This window comes from Allobosea sp. LjRoot90 (assembly GCF_964254315.1).
GTDB lineage: Bacteria > Pseudomonadota > Alphaproteobacteria > Rhizobiales > Beijerinckiaceae > Allobosea.
In genome coordinates, this window is record NZ_CAXUTF020000007.1 from 300,399 (window position 1) to 314,082 (window position 13,684).

At 66.2% G+C, this 13,684-nt stretch carries 14 protein-coding genes and 1 pseudogene; 11 read left to right on the plus strand and 4 right to left on the minus strand.

The features are described from left to right. Window positions 1-4: 4 nt before the first annotated feature. Window positions 5-91: pseudogene (locus ACSQ3M_RS23765) on the plus strand (IS5/IS1182 family transposase); the annotation flags it as partial. Between the two features lie 6 nt (window positions 92-97). Here ACSQ3M_RS23765 and ACSQ3M_RS23770 read toward each other — a convergent pair. Next, entirely contained in the window at window positions 98-631 is a 534-nt protein-coding gene (locus ACSQ3M_RS23770) for a GNAT family N-acetyltransferase (RefSeq protein WP_436152534.1), read from the minus strand. A gap of 114 nt (window positions 632-745) precedes the next feature. Here ACSQ3M_RS23770 and ACSQ3M_RS23775 point away from each other — a divergent pair, with 114 nt between their 5' ends. Further along, window positions 746-1,261: a CreA family protein gene (locus ACSQ3M_RS23775; RefSeq protein ID WP_129158045.1), complete on the plus strand. Its 516-nt coding sequence runs from the start codon at window positions 746-748 to the stop codon at window positions 1,259-1,261. Between the two features lie 21 nt (window positions 1,262-1,282). On the opposite strand, the gene ACSQ3M_RS23780 is transcribed toward ACSQ3M_RS23775, so the two are convergent. Together ACSQ3M_RS23780 and ACSQ3M_RS23785 are read right to left on the minus strand one after the other, a co-directional pair. Next, window positions 1,283-1,630 carry a hypothetical protein gene (locus ACSQ3M_RS23780; protein WP_436152535.1) on the minus strand — a complete coding sequence of 116 codons (348 nt, stop codon included), beginning with the start codon at window positions 1,628-1,630 and terminating at the stop codon, window positions 1,283-1,285. 89 nt (window positions 1,631-1,719) lie between these two features. Next, window positions 1,720-2,049 carry a hypothetical protein gene (locus tag ACSQ3M_RS23785; RefSeq protein ID WP_436152536.1) on the minus strand — a complete coding sequence of 110 codons (330 nt, stop codon included), beginning with the start codon at window positions 2,047-2,049 and terminating at the stop codon, window positions 1,720-1,722. Window positions 2,050-2,431: 382 nt separating this feature from the next. Between ACSQ3M_RS23785 and cysS the strand changes: the two genes are divergently transcribed. Next, complete coding sequence (cysS, locus tag ACSQ3M_RS23790) at window positions 2,432-3,901, plus strand: cysteine--tRNA ligase (RefSeq protein WP_436152537.1); 1,470 nt, start codon at window positions 2,432-2,434, stop codon at window positions 3,899-3,901. Between the two features lie 200 nt (window positions 3,902-4,101). Continuing rightward, complete coding sequence (cimA, locus tag ACSQ3M_RS23795) at window positions 4,102-5,757, plus strand: citramalate synthase (protein ID WP_436152538.1); 1,656 nt, start codon at window positions 4,102-4,104, stop codon at window positions 5,755-5,757. A 212-nt stretch (window positions 5,758-5,969) separates the two neighbouring features. Here cimA and ACSQ3M_RS23800 read toward each other — a convergent pair whose 3' ends face one another. Then, window positions 5,970-6,302: a hypothetical protein gene (locus ACSQ3M_RS23800; RefSeq protein ID WP_436152539.1), complete on the minus strand. Its 333-nt coding sequence runs from the start codon at window positions 6,300-6,302 to the stop codon at window positions 5,970-5,972. Window positions 6,303-6,471: 169 nt separating this feature from the next. Between ACSQ3M_RS23800 and ACSQ3M_RS23805 the strand changes: the two genes are divergently transcribed. The 7 genes from ACSQ3M_RS23805 to ACSQ3M_RS23835 form a co-directional block, all read left to right on the plus strand. Continuing rightward, window positions 6,472-7,098, plus strand: a complete 627-nt coding sequence (locus ACSQ3M_RS23805) for a nucleoside triphosphate hydrolase (protein WP_436152561.1) — start codon at window positions 6,472-6,474, stop codon at window positions 7,096-7,098. 96 nt (window positions 7,099-7,194) lie between these two features. Next, window positions 7,195-9,105: an ABCB family ABC transporter ATP-binding protein/permease gene (locus tag ACSQ3M_RS23810; RefSeq protein ID WP_436152540.1), complete on the plus strand. Its 1,911-nt coding sequence runs from the start codon at window positions 7,195-7,197 to the stop codon at window positions 9,103-9,105. 93 nt (window positions 9,106-9,198) lie between these two features. After that, complete coding sequence (locus tag ACSQ3M_RS23815; RefSeq protein WP_436152541.1) at window positions 9,199-10,053, plus strand: AraC family transcriptional regulator; 855 nt, start codon at window positions 9,199-9,201, stop codon at window positions 10,051-10,053. Then, a complete protein-coding gene (locus ACSQ3M_RS23820; protein WP_436152542.1) occupies window positions 10,050-10,703 on the plus strand; it encodes a class I SAM-dependent methyltransferase in 654 nt (217 codons plus the stop codon). Before ACSQ3M_RS23815 ends, ACSQ3M_RS23820 begins: the two co-directional genes overlap by 4 nt. A gap of 199 nt (window positions 10,704-10,902) precedes the next feature. Beyond that, a complete protein-coding gene (locus tag ACSQ3M_RS23825) occupies window positions 10,903-11,406 on the plus strand; it encodes a hypothetical protein (RefSeq protein WP_436152543.1) in 504 nt (167 codons plus the stop codon). Window positions 11,407-11,485: 79 nt separating this feature from the next. Continuing rightward, window positions 11,486-13,141, plus strand: coding sequence for an FAD-binding dehydrogenase (locus ACSQ3M_RS23830; protein WP_436152544.1), 1,656 nt, complete (start codon window positions 11,486-11,488; stop codon window positions 13,139-13,141). A 152-nt stretch (window positions 13,142-13,293) separates the two neighbouring features. Then, window positions 13,294-13,684: aminoglycoside phosphotransferase family protein (locus ACSQ3M_RS23835; RefSeq protein ID WP_436152545.1), on the plus strand; the 391-nt coding region annotated here is incomplete at its 3' end.

The window sequence follows — 13,684 nt, forward strand, 5'->3', positions numbered from 1 at the left end:
CCCTTATGGCAAACTCGCCGCTAACTTCCTCGCCATGGTTCAACTCGCTTCAATGCGGCTGTGGCTGCGCGCCTATAGGTCTAGGATCTAGCAATCGTCAGGCCGCGATGTAAACGCGCCGGAGGCGGAAGCGGACCGCGAGCACCGGCGTTGCGCCGATCAGGATCTCGCTCTCGCTCGGTGCCGATTCGAAGCCGAGCCGCGCCGCCAGCTGCAGCGATGCTGCGTTCTGCGGATGCGTGACGATGAGGGTCTCCGGCAGCTCGAGCGTTTCGAAGCCGTAGCGGAGCAGCCGGTCCACCGCCTCCCGGGCGATGCCCTGTCCCCAATGCCGGGCGGCGAAACGATAGCTGATCTGGGCCTGCTCCGCGTCGTCACCATCCGGAATGAGCCCGACATAGCCGAGCGGCTCGCTTTCGTCGGTGCGGGCGAACACGGTCCAGTAGCCGAGTCCGCGCTCGACATGCAGGAAGCTGCGCGCTGCGACGCCCTCGCGGCCCATCGCCGGATCGCCGGCCGCCGCGATGTAGCGCATCACCTGCGGATCGGCGTTCAGGGCGGCGATGAAGTCGAGATCGGCCTCGGTGCGCGGCTTCAGGAGGAGGCGCCCGGTTTCGAGCTGCGGCAGCATGGTCGTCGCCCTGTTGCGTGATTTGCTTATCGATCGCCGCCTGCACTGGTGCGGGACGGCGCGCCATCCCATATCCTGCCCGCTGTCCTGCGGGAACGCTCTGGGAGAATCTGAATGAGCTTTCGTCGTTGTCTTCTCGCCGTCTCGGCTGTTCTCGCGCTCGCTGGCGTCGCTGCGCCGGCCTTCGCGCAGGAGGACCTGATCTTCAGGAAGTCGACGGTCTGGAAGATGCTGACCCCGGACGACAAGCTCGCCGTCTACGGCGTCGACGACCCGGTCGTCGAGGGCGTCGCCTGCCATTACACCGTGCCCGAGAAGGGCGGCGTCTCCGGCATGTTCGGCGTCGCCGAGGAGGTCTCCGAGGTCTCGCTCGCCTGCCGCCAGATCGGCCCGGTGAAGATCAAGGAGAAGTTCTCGCAGGGTGACGTCGTCTTCCGCGAGCGCCGCTCGCTGATCTGGAAGAAGATGCAGATCGTGCGCGGCTGCGACACCAAGCGCAACGTCCTGATCTACATGGTCTACACCGACAAGCTGATCGACGGCTCGCCGCAGAACTCGACATCGAGCGTGCCGATCATGCCCTGGGGCGGGATGGGCGAAGTGCCGAAATGCTCGGAATGGGTGCGCTGAAAGGCGCTCAGACCGCGTTCTTTAGCGGGGCGTATAGTCGCCGGTGTAATTGCAGTTCGCGCCGTGAAAATGAACGCACTCGCCGCTCTCCGTTATCGTGAGGGAGCGGCCCTTGCGGCGGATATCCAGGCGGCAGACATCGCCTTCCGCCTTGGCCTCGGCCACGAGCCGATCGCCCTGGACCCGGCCGCGTGCCGAAATGGCCCCGACGCAGCTCCTGCTGCCGATCTCGATATCGACCTTGAGCATGCCGGCGCCGGCCGGGCGGATCGTCATGCTGCCGCCGAGCGTCCGATAGCGGCCCTCGAAGGCATGGGCCGGCAGGAGTGTCGTCAAGACGAAGGCGGCGACGAGTGCTGAGCGGACCATGAGCCGACGATCCTCGATGCAGCCGCTCCAGATCCGCGGCTGCCAACGATACGGCTTGCGTTGATCCGGGGGAAACTCGCCCGTCGGGATTAGCCCCCGCAGGTGATGGCCAGCGGCTGTTCGGCCAGAGTTGCGCTGGCCTGGCGCGGGGTCGAGCCGGTGAAATCTTCCTGCGCGGCCAGGCCATAGGCGGTGGCGACGCGGTGGCCTTGCGACTCGCACCAGGCGTCGGCGACGATCTGGCCGCATTCCGACTTGCTGGCGATGCAGTCGGCGACGCCGTAGCCGTCTCCGGCCGGGATCAGATAGGTGCGCTCGGCCTTGGGGGCGGCGACTGTTCCGGTCGCGGGCAGCAGCGCCAGCGACATTCCGGCGCCGAGGATTCCGAAGAGCCCGACCAGAGCAACGGCGCGGCGCATGATACTGTCCCTGAGACCCGACCGGGGCTGAACCTTCGACATGTCAAACTGGTTCCAAATGGTTAAGACTGCGTGAACCACGGCAATCTTGGTTGCGCGCAAACCGCCTTTCGCTTGTGGCGGCATTGCGGCGAAGAGAGCTGAAATCGCGGGAAGGCAGGGCGATGGCGCGCAAGCGTTGCGCAGCTGCCACTTGACGTAAGCGCACATGACGGGCATCACGGCTGGATGACGCGAGCCCTCGCCATTACTTGCATTATTTGCCGCTAGCTTTCGCTGGCCGGCTGCTCACGTCCTCGTCTAAAGCGAAAAGACAGACAGCGCCCCGGCCAGCGGCCAGGATAAGCCGTTTTTGTCGCCTTCTCGCCAGGACACCGCTTCGATGCAACCGACCCTCAGGCTCTACAACACGCTGACACGGACGAAGGAGGTCTTCACCCCCGTCGATCCCCGGAACGTGCGCATGTATGTCTGCGGCCCGACGGTCTATGACTACGCCCATATCGGCAATGCCCGGCCGGTCATCGTCTTCGACGTGCTCTACCGGCTGCTGCGGCAGCTCTACGGCGCTGATCATGTTCGCTATGCCCGCAACCTCACCGACGTCGACGACAGGATCAACGCCCGCGCTGCGCGTGACTTTCCCGACCTGCCGCTGAACCAGGCGATCGCGAAGGTCACAGAGACGACGACGGCGCAGTTCCACGCCGATGTCGATGCGCTCGGCAACCTGCACCCCGACGACGAGCCGCGCGCCACCGGCCATATCGAGGAGATGAAGGCGATCATCGAGCGCCTGATCGCCCGCGGCGTCGCCTATGTCGCCGAGGAGCATGTGCTCTTCCATGTGCCGGCGGTCGCCGGGCTGAAGGATGCGCCGCGCTATGGCTCGTTCGCTCGCCGCTCGCTCGACGAGATGATCTCCGGCGCCCGCGTCGATGTCGCCCCGTACAAGCGCGATCCGATGGATTTCGTGCTGTGGAAGCCGAGCCGCGCCGGGATCGATCCCGGCTGGCCATCGCCGGCCGGCATCGCCACGCCCGGCCGCCCAGGCTGGCACATCGAATGCTCGGCCATGTCGATGAAGACGCTGCTCGAGCCGTTCGGTGGCGGCCTCACATGCGACGATCCCGCCAGGAACGTCTTCGACATCCATGGTGGCGGCATCGATCTCGTCTTCCCGCATCACGAGAACGAGCTGGCCCAGAGCTGCTGCGCCTTCGGCGCGGCCGGCGGCGCGCCGCGCATGGCGAACTACTGGATGCACAACGGCTTCCTGCAGGTCGAAGGCGAGAAGATGTCGAAATCGCTCGGCAACTTCGTCACCATCAACGAGCTGCTGGCGACCGACATTTTCGGCGGGCGGACATGGCCCGGCGCGGTGCTGCGCCTTGCCATGCTCAAGACCCATTACCGCCAGCCGATCGACTGGACGGTGAAGGCGCTGGAGGAGGCGGAGAAGACGCTGGCCGATTGGGCGACGGCTGCCGGAAAGGCTGAGGCCGGGCAGGTCCCTGCCGCGGTGATCGAAGCGCTGGCGGACGACCTCAACACCTCGCAGGTGCTCGCGGAGTTGCACGCCCTGCGCAAGGCTGGGGATTATGCCGGCCTCAAGGCGAGCCTCGCCTTGCTCGGGATCGCTCTGCCGCAGGTGGCGGTTGCCGAGATCGATGATGCCCTGCGGGCAAAGGTCGAGGCGTCGATTGCCGCCCGCCTGGCCGCCCGCAAGGCCAAGAACTTCGCCGAATCCGATCGCCTCCGCGACGAGCTCGTCGCGATGGGCATCGTGCTCATGGACGGCAAGGACCCGGCCACCGGCGAGTTGATTACGAGCTGGGAGGTGAAGCGGTGATGCCGAACCTCAAGAAACTCTGGCCGGCCTCCGGCGTTCGTCCATCCTGTTGAAATGCGCTCCGTTGAAAGAAGAACAACAACAATGACCACTCAGGCCCCGAAGATCCGCAAGCGTGGTTCGCTCTCGATCGCGATGAAGCTCGTCATGCTCGCCATGGTGATGCCGAAGGTGCTGCGCTACCGGCTGCGGGTGAGGCGATGAGTGCCGAGGCGCCCGCCACGCTGGCCGAGGCTGCGCCGCGCAAAGGCGGCGACGCGACGCTCGCCCGCATCCACCTGTTCGATACGACGCTGCGCGACGGCGCCCAGACCACGGGCGTCGACTTCTCGCTCGACGACAAGCGCGCGGTCGCGGCGATGCTCGACAAGCTCGGCATCGACTATGTCGAGGGCGGCTACCCCGGCGCCAACCCACTCGACACCGCCTTCTTCGCGCAGAAGCCGACGAAGCGGGCGAAGTTCGCCGCCTTCGGCATGACTAAGCGGGCAGGGCGCTCGGCCTCGAACGATCCCGGCATCGCCGCGCTGCTCGATGCGAAGGCCGACGCCATCGTCTTCGTCGCCAAGAGCTGGGACTATCATGTCCATGTCGCGCTCGAGATCTCGCTGGAGGACAACCTCGACGGCATCCGCGACAGCGTCGCCACCGCCAAGGCGGCCGGCCGTGAGGTCATGCTCGACTGCGAGCACTTCTTCGACGGCTACAAGGCCAATCCCGATTATGCGCTCGCCTGCGCCCGTGCCGCCTATGAGGCCGGGGCGCGTTGGGTCGTGCTCTGCGACACCAATGGCGGCACGCTGCCGGACGAGATCGGACGGATTGTCGCCGAGGTGGCGAAGGTCGTGCCCGGCGACAATCTCGGCATCCACGCCCATGACGATTGCGGCTGCGCCGTCGCCAATTCGCTCGCCGCGGTCGAGGCGGGCGTGCGCCAGATCCAGGGCACGCTGAACGGTCTCGGTGAGCGCTGCGGCAATGCCAATCTCGTCACCCTGATCGGCGCCCTCAAGCTGAAGGAGCGCTACAACCGCCGCTTCAGCGTTGGCGTCGGCGAGGCCGAGCTCGGCGAGCTCACCCATGTCTCGCGGGCGCTCGACGAGATGCTGAACCGGGCGCCGAACCGGCACGCGCCCTTCGTCGGCGCCTCGGCCTTCACCACCAAGGCCGGCATCCACGCCTCGGCCGTGCTGAAGGACCCGCGCACCTACGAGCATGTCGCGCCCGATCTGGTCGGCAATGTCCGCAAGGTGCTGGTCTCCGACCAGGGCGGCAAATCCAACCTCGTCGCCGAGCTGGAACGCATCGGCGTCACCATCGGCCGCGATGATCCGAGGCTCTCGCGCGTGCTGGAGGAGCTGAAGGAGAAGGAGGCGCAGGGTTACGCCTTCGAGGGCGCCGACGCCTCGTTCTATCTGCTCGCGAAGCGCATCCTGGGCGAGCTGCCGGCCTATTTCGAGATCGAGCGCTTCACCGCCAATGTCGAGCGCCGCTACAATGCGCTGGGCGAGCTCGTCACCTTCTCCGAGGCGATCGTCAAGGTGAAGGTCGGCGAGGAATCCCTGATCTCGGTCGCCGAAAGCGCGCTCGGCCCGGTCAACGCGCTCGACCTCGCCTTGCGCAAGGACCTTGGCCGCTACCAGTCGCTGATCGGCGGCCTCAGGTTGGTCGACTACAAGGTCCGCGTCTTCCAGGGCGGCACCGACGCGGTCACCCGCGTGCTGATCGAATCCGCCGACGAGACCGGCGAGCGCTGGACCACCGTCGGCGTCAGCGCCAACATCATCGACGCCTCGTTCCAGGCGCTGGTCGACTCGATCACCTACAAGCTGATGCGCGAGGGCGCGACGGCTTAGCGGGCATCCTTCTCCCACCTATCTCGGGCTTGCCCGAGATAGGCACTCTAGGTGGTGCATGTCGGAAACATCCGACATGCACGGGGGAGAAGGTCCGGCAGGGGATGAGGGCGGTTCGACTGGGTGAGACAAGGGCAGGTCGAGCCGTCCTTCCCTCATCCGTCAGCGCTTCGCGCTGCCACCTTCTCCCCCGAGGGGAGAAGGGAAAAGTCTCACTCCGTCAGCCGCAGCGACCTCTCTTTGCAGAGGTCGATGCCGTCATTGTCGCTTTCGCTCTCGTCGCTGAACTTGCCGAGGACGTAGTAGCTGCAGCCGGCCGGCTTGTTCAGTTTGAGCGCGATGCTCTTGCCGGGCGCCAGCGGCTTGGCGAGCTTGGCGACGAGACGGGCCTGTTCGCCCGTGGTCGTGATCTCCAGCGTCTCCAGCGGCACGGTACGGCCATTGGTGATCTTGATCTGCGCTGGTGGGCGCGATTGCGCGAGCGCAGGCAGGGCCGTCAGCAGCGCGAGCGCGCAGGCGGCGGGAAGAATGTGTCGAAGCGTCATGGCGTCTTCTCCGGGGCGGGTTTTTAAAGGCTTTAGGCCAGTCTGACATCGCAGTTGCGACGAGAAAAAGGCGGGATCGGTGTCGCTTCGTGGCGGTAGCGGAAGGTTGCAGACGCAGCTGACGTCGTCGATCCTGCGGCGGCGCAGCGGAGATTCCGGGCCTGTGACCATGCAAACCGCCGAAGACGTTGCTGCCCGGATCGTCGAGCAGGCGCGTGGTCTGAGCCGCATCATCGTCGCGCTCGCAGGCGCTCCGGGAGCCGGCAAGTCGACGCTGAGCGAGCGACTGCTTGCGGCACTTCCAGAAAGCGAGGCGGCGCTGGTGCCGATGGACGGCTTCCATTTCGACAATGCCGTGCTGAATGCGATGGGGCTGCGCAACCGCAAGGGCGCGCCGGAAACCTTCGACTGCGCCGGGCTCGCCGCGACGCTGCGGCGCATTGGTTCGGGCGAGGAAGCGGTCGCGGTGCCGATCTTCGATCGGGAAGCCGATCTCGCCCGCGCCGGCGCGGCGATCATCGCGGCCGACGTCCGCTTCGTGCTGGTCGAGGGCAACTACCTCCTGCTCGACCGGGCGCCATGGTCCGAGCTCGCGCCGCTCTTCGACCTGACCATCTTCATCGACGTGCCGATGGCCGAGCTGGAGCGCCGGCTGCTGGCTCGTTGGACCGATCTCGGTCGCAGCCCCGAGGCCGCGCGCGCCTGGGTCGAGGGCAACGACCTGCCGAATGCGCGACTGGTGATCGAAAGCAGCCGCCCGGCCGATGTCATTTGGCGGAATGGTCCTGCACCCTGACGAGGCAAGCCGGGGGCGCGTACGGATTTCTTCTCCCGCCCCCTGCATTCCCCAGAGAATCCGCCTATATCGGCGGTTCCATTTGGAAGCATTTCAATGTCCTCGCCTGCCACGCCGGTCTCGGCGCCCCTTGCGCGCCCCACCGTGCTCCAGCCCGGCTCCGGTTTTATCGCCACCTTCCAGGCGCTCTGGCCTTATCTCTGGCCGCCGGAGCGGGCGGATCTGCGCCAGCGCGTCGTCGCCGCCTTCGTGCTGCTGGTGATCGGCCGCCTCGTGCTGATGGGCGTGCCCTTCGCCTTCAAATGGGCGACCGACGCGCTCGCCAACAACCCGACGACCCTGTCGAACTGGCTGCCCTTTCTGGTCGGGGCGCCGCTGGCGCTGACCGTGATCTACGGCTTCGCCCGTGTCGGCTCGGCTGCCTTCGTGCAATTGCGCGATGCGATCTTCGCGCCGGTCTTCATGCATGCGGTCCGGACGCTGGCACTGCAGACCTTCGGCCATCTCCACCATCTCTCGCTGCGCTTCCATCTCGAGCGCAAGACCGGCGGTTTGACGCGCGTGCTCGAGCGCGGCCGCAACGGCATCGAGGAGATGGTCCGCCTCGGTCTCAACCAGCTCGTGCCGGTGATCATCGAGGTCACGCTGATCATCAGCGTGCTGCTCTGGCTGTTCGACTGGCGCTATGTCGTCGTGCTGGTGACGATGGTGGTCGGCTACATGGCCTACACCATCAAGGCCACCGAATGGCGCATCGCCATCCGGGCCCAGATGAACGAGTCCGATACCGACGCCAACGCCAAGGCGATCGACTCGCTGCTCAACTACGAGACCGTGAAGTATTTCGGCGCCGAGGCGCGCGAGACAGCGCGCTACGACGTCTCGATGGCGCGCTATGAGCGCAACTCGATCAAGGCCTACACCTCGCTCGCCTGGCTCAATTTCGGCCAGGCCGCGATCTTCGCAGCCGGCCTGACGATCTCGATGGTGATGTGCGTGCGCGGCTTCCAGGCCGGCACCAACACGGTCGGCGATTTCGTGCTGATCAACGCCATGCTGATCCAGCTCTACATTCCGCTGAATTTCATGGGCACCGTCTATCGCGAGATCAAGCAGGCGACGCTCGACATCGAGCAGATGTTCCAGCTCATCGGCCGCGACCCCGAGATCCAGGACAAGCCGGGTGCGGCCCCGCTCGACGTTCGCGCCGGCACTGTCACCTTCGAGGATGTCCATTTCGCCTATGTCCCGGAGAGGCCGATCCTGCGCGGTATTTCCTTCGAGGTTCCGGCCGGCAAGACCATCGCGATCGTCGGCCCGTCAGGCGCCGGCAAGTCGACGATTTCGCGCCTGCTCTTCCGCTTCTACGAGCCGCAGGCCGGGCGCATCCTGATCGATGGCCAGGACATTGCCGAGATCCAGCAGGTCTCGTTGCGCTCGGCGATCGGCATGGTCCCGCAGGACACCGTGCTTTTCAACGACACCATCGAATACAATCTGCGCTATGGCCGGCCCGAGGCGACACAAGCCGAGATCGAGGAGGCCGCGCGGCTCGCCCAGATCGACCGCTTCATCAAGTCGCTGCCGGAAGGCTATCAGAGTTCGGTCGGCGAACGCGGCCTCAAGCTTTCCGGCGGCGAAAAGCAGCGCGTCGCCATCGCCCGCACCATCCTGAAAGGGCCGCCGGTGCTGGTGCTCGACGAGGCGACCTCGGCGCTCGATTCCTTCACCGAGAAGGAAATCCAGGACGCGCTCGACCGGGTCAGCGAAGGCCGCACCACGCTGGTGATCGCGCACCGGCTCTCGACGGTCGTCAACGCCGACGAGATCATCGTGCTCGACAAGGGGCTGATCGTCGAGCGCGGCCACCACCGCGAATTGCTCGCCGCCGACGGCGTCTATGCCGCGCTCTGGAACCGCCAGCGGCAGGTCGACGAGGCGAAGGCGACGCTGCAGCGCGCGACCGCGGAGGAAGGCGAAAGCGTCAGGATCAAGCTGACGGAGTGAGCCCGGTCGGATCGCGACGCTTGTGGACGATCGATCAAGCGGGGCATTATTCGCGATGATAATCACGGGTCTCTCGGAGGGAGAGAGCCTGCCATGTCGATCGCGGACACAGCGCTTTGGGTCATCGAGCGCAATTCGAGCCAGGAGCTGACGCTGGGATCGATCGCGGCGGCCTGCAAGGTGTCGCGCTCGCATCTGGCCAACGCCTTCGGAACCGCCAGCGGCTGGCCGGTGATGAAATATCTCAGGGCGCGGCGGCTGAGCGAAGCGGCGAGGCAATTGGCCGGCGGCGCTCCCGACATCCTCTCGGTCGCACTCGAATTCGGCTACGGCTCGCACGAAGCCTTCACACGCGCCTTTCGCGACCAGTTTGGCACGACGCCGGAGGAAGTCCGCAACGGCGGCAGCCTCGACAGGCTCGAGCTCGTCGCGCCGCTTCGGCTGCGGGATGGCCGCGCCCGGACGCCGATCCCGGCTTTGCGGCAGCTCGGCAAGCGGCGTCTCGTCGGCCTCTCCGCGCCCTGTTCCTACGAGGCGACCATCGGCATCCCCGCGCAATGGCAGGCCTTCATGTCGGAGCACTACGAGGCGATCGCCGACAAGGTGCAGATGATGCCGATCGGCATCTGCCGCGCGCCGGATGAGGATGGCAGCTTCGAGTATATGTGCGCCGTCGAGGTCAAATCGGCCGCTTCGCCGCGAAAGCCGCTGGCCTATCTGGAGATCGAGCCCCGGACCTATGCCGTCTTCGAGCATGCCGGGCATGTCTCGACGATCTTCGACACCTATACGGCGATCTGGAACGAGGCGTTGCCCGCCGCCGGGCTCAACGCTGCGAACGGGCCCGTCCTCGAATTTCACAACGATGCCTTCGATCCCGATACCGGGCTCGGCGGCCTGACGATCTGGATCCCGCTGGACGGTGACAGGAACGGGAGCGCGACATGACGGAGCAGGACACGGCCAAGGACGGTGGAGCGGCGGGTCGCTCGGCCTCCAATGCGTCGACCCTTGCCGGCTATGAGGGCTGCGCCGACGACTATGCGCAAACCACCGCACCAAAACCGGAGGCGGGCGATCAGCCGGCACTCGTCGAGCTGCTGAAGGCTGCCTCGCCCGGAGGCAGCCTGCTCGAAATCGGCTCCGGCCCGGGCTGGGATGCCGACTGGCTGGAAGAACGGGGGCTCATTGTCAGACGCACCGATGGGGCGGAGTCCTTCCTGCATTTCCAGGCTTCGCGTGGCCGCCATGCCGAGCAACTCGATGTGATCAATGATCCGCTCGGCGGCCCTTATGACGGGGTCGTGGCGCTCTACGTGCTCCAGCATGTCGAGCGTGAAACCCTGCCTGCAGTTTTTGCCCGGGTGACGCGGGCGCTTCGCGACGGCGGCGTCTTCCTGTTCTCGATCCGAGAGGGGGAGGGCGACACCGTCGAAATCGGCTCGAAGGGCAACGAGTACTATGTCGCCCTTTGGCCGCGCTCCGAGATCGTCGCCGCGCTGGCTGCGCTAGGCCTCGACTTGCTCTGGTCACATTCGTTCGAGGGCAGCGAAGGCCGCTGGCTGATCGCGTTGTTCAGGAAGGGCGCGCCGGAATGAGCCGGAAAGCCTGGCTGCTCTTCCTCGCCTCGCCCATTTCTCCTTCGTCGTGCTGGCGGACTTCGTACTGATCGTCACCGGGTCCCGTTTCGCCACGGTCCGCCGAGCCCTCCAGTTGAGAAAGTTTCCATAAAGCGCTCGCCAGCACGCTTGCGGATTGGCAATATGGCTCGCTGCATTTGAAGCGGGGGGCTTCATCATGTTCGTACTCGACCCGACCACATTGGTCGGCTTCCACACCTGGCTCAGCATCATCGCCATCGTCGCCGGCATCCCGATGACGGCAGCGCTGCTGAAGGGCCATCTCAGCCAGCGCTGGAATGGCGTCTATCTGTCGACCTCGGCTGCGACCGACATCACCGGCTACGTCTTTCCGTTCAGCGGCGTGCTGCCGTCGCATATCGTCGGGGCGATCTCGCTCGTGCTGCTGGCGATGGCCGCCTTGGCCCTCTACGGCAAGGGGCTGCGGGGAGGATGGCGCCGAACCTACGCGATCACGGCGGTGCTCTCGTTCTACCTGCTGATCTTCGTGCTGATCGCGCAGCTCTTCCTCAAGGTGACGGTGCTGCACAATATGGCGCCGACGCAGAGCGAGCCGCCCTTCGCCATCGCCCAGGGCATCGTGCTCGCGATCTTCCTCGCCTTGACGGTGCTGGCGACGAGGCGCTTCGGCAATGGCGTGACGTCGCCACGCGCGGCCTGAGCGCCACCGCGCGCCCTTGCGGTCCGGCGATTTCTCGGCAAGCTCAACCGCAACGGGAATCCGGCCGTAGGGAGGGCGCATGGGGCTCGAGGCGGACGTCGTCATCGTCGGCGCTGGCCTTGCCGGCCTCGTCGCTGCCGCGGAACTGGCCGATGCCGGCCGCAAGGTCGTCGTCGTCGAGCAGGAGCCGCGCGCGTCGCTGGGCGGCCAGGCGCACTGGTCCTTCGGCGGGCTCTTCCTGATCGATAGCCCCGAGCAGCGCCGCCTGCGGATCAGGGATTCGCGCGACCTCGCCCGGCAGGACTGGTTCGGCTCGGCCGGCTTCGACCGTGCTGAAGATCACTGGCCCAAGGCTTGGGCGGATGCCTATCTCGATTTCGCTTCAGGTGAGAAGCGCAGCTGGCTGCATCGGCAGGGCATGCGCTGGTTTCCCGTCGTCGGCTGGGCCGAGCGCGGCGGCTATCTCGCCACCGGCCACGGCAACTCGGTGCCGCGCTTCCACGTCACCTGGGGCACGGGCCCCGGCGTGCTCGAGCCCTTCCTGCGCCGTGTCGCGGAGGCCGAGAAGAGAGGGCTGATCGAATTGCGCTTCCGCCATCGCGTCACCGGCCTGACGCGTAGCGGCGGCGCGGTCGATGGCGTCGAAGGCGAGGTGCTGCAGGACAGCGCGGTCGATCGCGGGCAGGCGAGCTCGCGCGCTGTGACCGGCAGCTTCGCCATCAAGGCGCAGGCGGTGATCGTCGCCTCCGGCGGCATCGGCGGCAATCACGAGCTCGTCCGCCGCAACTGGCCGCAGCGCCTGGGCGAACCGCCGAAGCGCATGCTCTCCGGCGTGCCGGCCCATGTCGACGGCGCCATGCTGGCCGTTGCCGAGAATGCCGGCGGGCGGCTGATCAATGGCGACCGGATGTGGCACTATGTCGAAGGCATCGCCAACTGGGCGCCGATCTGGCCGGCGCATGCGATCCGCATCCTGCCCGGCCCGTCCTCGCTCTGGTTCGATGCCCGCGGCAACCGCCTACCGGTGCCGCTCTTTCCCGGTTTCGATACGCTCGGCACGCTCGAACATCTGCGCAGGACCGGCTTCGACCATTCCTGGTTCGTCACCAGCCGTAGCATCGTCGCCAAGGAGTTCGCGCTCTCGGGCTCCGAGCAGAATCCCGATCTCACCGGCAAGAGCTGGCGCCAGGTCATCCAGCGCGCCCGTGCCGGCATGCCCGCGCCGGTCCAGGCCTTCCTCGACAAGGGCGAGGACTTCATCGTCGAGACCGATTTCTCGCGCCTGGTCTCCCGGATGAACGAGCTCGGCGGTGCCGGGCTGATCGACGAGGCACACTTACGGGCGCAGATCGAGGCGCGCGATCGCGACGCCGACAACCCCTATGGCAAGGACCTGCAGGTCGCCGCATTACGCGGCGCCCGCGCCTATATCGGCGACCGGTTGATCCGCACCGCCAAACCCCATCGCATCCTCGACCCGGCCCATGGCCCGCTGGTCGCGGTCAAGCTCAACATCCTGACGCGCAAGTCGCTCGGCGGGCTGATAACCGATCTCTCGGCGCGCGTGCTGGGGGATGGCGGCGAGCCGGTGCCGGGGCTCTACGCGGTCGGCGAGGCCGCCGGCTTCGGTGGCGGCGGCCTGCACGGCTATCGCGCGCTCGAAGGCACCTTCCTCGGCGGCTGCATCTTCTCGGGACGGGTCGCGGGCAGGGCGGCAGCGAAGGCGGTAGGGTAGGGCTTCTATTCCGAGGAGAGGACGGGACCCTGATCGCACTTCCCATCATCACGGATAAGCAGGTCTTCGCGAGTTGGCGCGCAAAGCCAGAGAACTGGCAGGCCCATGTCGAGGACATCGCCCGATCGGAGAATGTCCCGGCAGACGCACTCGTGCCTTATCAGACCGGAACAAACCTCGTTGTCGATCTGAACGGCAGCTTCGTGCTGAAACTCTTTCCGCCTCTCTACAGGAGCCAGTTCGTCTCCGAACGCGCTACCCTTCGCCTGCTGGATGGAAAGCTCTCGGTTCCCATTCCTCAGGTCATTGCGGAAGGGGAGCGGGATGGTTGGTCCTACCTCATCATGTCCCGCCTTCATGGCATTGTCGGATCGGAGGCTTGGCCAACTCTGGCTGAATCTCAGAAGGAACGTGTGCTCAGACAGGTCGGCCAGGCGATAGCGGAAGTGCAATCGGTAACGCCCGGCGAACTCTCGACGGTCGAGCCCAGCTGGCCGAGTTTCATCACCAAACAAGTTGCTGGCTGTATCGAGCGGCACAGTC